Origin of the sequence: Streptomyces sp. WELS2 (genome assembly GCF_013870595.1) — a bacterium.
GTDB lineage: Bacteria > Actinomycetota > Actinomycetes > Streptomycetales > Streptomycetaceae > Streptomyces.
The window spans coordinates 1-3,343 of sequence record NZ_JACBWZ010000694.1; the positions used below are offsets into that span (position 1 = coordinate 1).

The 3,343-nt window shown below is 69.7% G+C and carries 4 protein-coding genes; 2 read left to right on the forward strand and 2 right to left on the reverse strand.

The window, feature by feature from the left end:
• A partial coding sequence (locus H5J33_RS28255; RefSeq protein ID WP_309485510.1) for a LysR substrate-binding domain-containing protein occupies positions 1 to 805 on the reverse strand: 805 nt, incomplete at its 3' end.
• 139 nt (positions 806 to 944) lie between these two features.
• On the opposite strand from H5J33_RS28255, the gene H5J33_RS28260 reads away from it, so the two are divergent.
• Positions 945 to 1,499 (forward strand): peroxiredoxin, encoded by a 555-nt coding sequence (locus H5J33_RS28260; protein WP_030778760.1) that lies wholly within the window; start codon positions 945 to 947, stop codon positions 1,497 to 1,499.
• 3 nt (positions 1,500 to 1,502) lie between these two features.
• Positions 1,503 to 2,036: an alkyl hydroperoxide reductase gene (locus tag H5J33_RS28265; protein WP_030616493.1), complete on the forward strand. Its 534-nt coding sequence runs from the start codon at positions 1,503 to 1,505 to the stop codon at positions 2,034 to 2,036.
• A 21-nt stretch (positions 2,037 to 2,057) separates the two neighbouring features.
• Here the strand turns inward: H5J33_RS28265 and H5J33_RS28270 are convergent.
• Positions 2,058 to 3,343: AI-2E family transporter (locus tag H5J33_RS28270; RefSeq protein WP_181797667.1), on the reverse strand; the 1,286-nt coding region annotated here is incomplete at its 5' end.

Sequence of the window (3,343 nt, forward strand, 5' to 3'; positions counted from 1 at the left end):
AGTAACCGGTGAGCAGCTGGCTGCTGCGGGAGGTCTCCAGCTTCAGCGCGGTGCGCGGCAGCAGCGTGCAGCCGAGGCCGCCCGCCACCAGCTGCACCAGCGTGGACAGCCCGGCGGCCGTGGTGGTGACCGGCGCGTCCTCGCGGCCGGCCTCCCGGCAGATGTCGAGGGCCTGGTCGCGCAGGCAGTGGCCCTCGTCCAAGAGCAGCAGATGCAGCTCCTTCAGGGCCTCGCGGGGTATGCCCTCCCGGCCGCCGAGCCAGTGGTCGAGCGGCGTGACGAGCACGAAGTCCTCGTCGAACAGCGGGAGTTCGACCACGCCGGGGACGCCGAGCGGCACCGCGAGCAGCAGCAGGTCGAGCCGCCCGGAGTGCAGGCCGTCGAGCAGGCTGGCGGTCTGCTCCTCGTGCACCTGGAGGTCGAGCTGCGGGTAGCGCTCGTGCACCAGCCGGAGCACGGCCGGCAGCAGATACGGCGCGACGGTCGGGATCACCCCGAGGCGCAGCGCGCCCGTGAACGGCGCCCGGACCGCCTCGGCCTCCTCCAGCAGCGCGCCGACCTCGTCCAGCACCGCCCTGGCCCGCACCGCCAGCCGCTCCCCCGCGGGCGAGAGCAGTACCTTGCGCGTCGTACGCTCGAGGAGGGTCACCCCGAGGGTCTCCTCCAGCGCGGACACGGCACCGGACAGGGCGGGCTGGCTCATCCCGATGGCCGCCGCCGCGTCCCGGAAGTGCAGATGCTCGGCGACGGCGACGAACGCCCGCAGTTGCGACAGGGTCGGCTGCCGTCGCTTTCCATTGCCCACCGTCACTGATAAGCACCTCCAATCAACACGACCGAGTGTAGCTATTTCCCTAATCAATGCACCCTGTGCCACCATCGGCAGAGTCCAACCCCATGGGAAACGCCCCAAAAGGGAAGTTTCTTCGCTGCAAGGAGAGCCTGTGCTCACTGTCGGTGACAAGTTCCCCGAGTTCGATCTGACCGCCTGCGTCTCGCTGGAGAAGGGCAAGGAGTTCGAGCAGATCAACCACAAGTCCTACGAGGGCAAGTGGCTCGTGGTCTTCGCCTGGCCCAAGGACTTCACGTTCGTGTGCCCGACCGAGATCGCCGCGTTCGGGAAGCTGAACGACGAGTTCGCCGACCGCGACGCCCAGATCCTCGGCTTCTCCGGTGACTCCGAGTTCGTCCACCACGCCTGGCGCAAGGACCACCCGGACCTGACCGACCTGCCGTTCCCGATGATGGCGGACCCCAAGCACGAGCTGATGCGCGACCTCGGCATCGAGGGTGAGGACGGCTACGCCCAGCGCGCCGTCTTCGTCGTCGACCCGAACCACGAGATCCAGTTCACGATGGTCACCGCCGGTTCCGTGGGCCGTAACCCCAAGGAGGTCCTGCGGGTGCTGGACGCCCTGCAGACCGACGAGCTGTGCCCGTGCAACTGGTCCAAGGGCGACGAGACCCTGGACCCGGTCGCGCTGCTGGCTGGTGAGTGACCCGTGTCGCTCGACTCCCTGAAGTCCCGTATCCCGGACTACGCCAAGGACCTGAAGCTCAACCTGGGCTCGGTCATCGGCAACTCGGAGCTGCCGGCCCAGCAGCTGTGGGGCACGGTGCTGGCGACCGCGATCGCCTCCCGCTCCCCGATCGTGCTGCGTGAGCTGGAGCCGGAGGCGAAGGCGAACCTGTCGCCGGAGGCGTACCAGGCCGCCAAGTCGGCCGCCGCCATCATGGCGATGAACAACGTCTTCTACCGCACCCGGCACCTGCTGTCCGACCACGAGTACGGCACCCTGCGCGCGGGCCTGCGGATGAACGTCATCGGCAACCCGGGCGTGGAGAAGGTCGACTTCGAGCTGTGGTCGTTCGCGGTCTCCGCGATCAACGGCTGTGGCATGTGCCTGGACTCGCACGAGCAGGTGCTGCGCAAGGCCGGCGTGGAGCGCGAGACCGTCCAGGAGGCGTTCAAGATCGCCTCCGTGGTGCAGGCGATCGCCGTCACCGTGGACGCCGAGGCCGTCCTGGCCGAGTAGGACCCCTCCCGAAGACCCCGCTCACTCCTCGTGGGCGGGGTCTACGTCGTCCCCGGCGGCCTTGCCCCCGGCGTTCGCGGCCCCCTGGTCCTCCGCCTTCGCGGTGTCCCCGGTGTCCGGGGTGTCCTCGCCGGCGGTCTTCCCGGGTCCCTCGCCGGAGGCCGGAGCGGCCGCTTCCTCCCCGGCGGCCCCGTCCTCCACGGCCGCGTCGGGCTGCTGCCGCGCGTACGTCCGCAGATATCCCACCACCGTGTTCGTCACCGCGACCAGCGGTACGGCGACCACGGCGCCGCCGATGCCGGCCACCATGCCGCCGGCGGCCACGGTCAGCACCACCGCCAGCGGGTGCACCCGCACCGCGCGGCCGAGGATGAACGGCTGGAGCACATGGCCCTCGATCTGCTGCACGGCGAGCACCACCACCAGCGTCATCAGTGCCGTGAACACGCCCTGGGTGACCAGTGCGACGATCACCGCGAGCGCGCCGGAGGCGACCGCGCCGACCAGCGGGATGAAGGAGAACAGGAAGATGAACACGGCCAGCGGGACGGCCATCGGCACGTCCAGGAAGTAGATGCCGATGCCGATGAAGATCGCGTCGATGAGGGCGACCAGCACCGTGCCGCGCACATACGCGGTCAGTGTGCGCCAGGCCCGCGGGCCGGCCCCGGCCACACCCGGGCGGGCGGCGGCGGGCACCAGCTTCAGGAACCACTCCCAGATGCGCTTGCCGTCGTAGAGCAGGAAGAGCGTCGAGAAGAACACCAGCAGTATGCCGGTGAGGGCCTCCACGATGACCTGGACGCCCTCCAGGCCCGCGGACGTTATCTGGTCGGCGTTGGCGCCGATCGCCTCGCGGAGGTTCTTGGCGATCTGGTTGATCTGCTTGTCGGTGACGTGGAAGGGGCTCTTCAGCAGCCAGTTGCGCAGGTCGTCGATGCCGGACTGGATCTGGTTGGAGAGCGTGTCGATGTTCTCCATCACCTGCCAGGTCACGAACCAGCCCATGAGGCCGATGACGACGAAGCCGCTGATGGCGGTGAGCGCGGTGGCCGGGCCGCGCGGCACCCCGCGCCGGGTGAGCCGGGCGACCGTCGGCTGGAGCAGGGCGGTGACCAGCAGGGCGATGACGAAGGCGAACACCACCAGCTGGATGGCGCTGATGACCCGCATCAGCACCCACAGGGTGCCGGCCAGCACCAGCAGCCGCCAGCCCGCCTCGGCGGCGACCCGGACACCCCAGGGCACCGGCCAGGCGTTACGCCCCACTGGTCCCCTTGTGGGGTGAGCCACACGGCCCCGGGGGT